A 266-nucleotide genomic window follows, 5' to 3' on the forward strand; every position below is an offset into this window, starting at 1 on the left:
CATGACCGAGAGGAAATGCCCATGAGCAAACGCCTGCCCAACCTGCCCGCCTGGCAATGGCGCGGCTACCACCACAATCACCGCCACCCGGCCAACCTGGTGCTGCACCTGATCGCCGTGCCTTTGTTCATCCTTGGCACGTTGCTGATTCTGTCCGGCCTGTTCAGCCTGGACCTGGGCCAGATTGCCGTTGGCATCATTGCGCTGATCGCCGGCCTGGGCCTGCAACGCCAGGGCCACCGACTGGAAGCCGAGCAACCCGAACC

At 63.9% G+C, this 266-nt stretch carries 1 protein-coding gene; it reads left to right on the forward strand.

Going from position 1 to position 266, the window contains the following annotated elements; genetic code table 11:
• Positions 1 to 21: 21 nt before the first annotated feature.
• A partial coding sequence (locus tag FQ668_RS27580; protein WP_144180787.1) for an Mpo1-like protein occupies positions 22 to 266 on the forward strand: 245 nt, incomplete at its 3' end.

This window comes from Pseudomonas sp. Kh14 (assembly GCF_900291005.1).
GTDB lineage: Bacteria > Pseudomonadota > Gammaproteobacteria > Pseudomonadales > Pseudomonadaceae > Aquipseudomonas > Aquipseudomonas alloputida.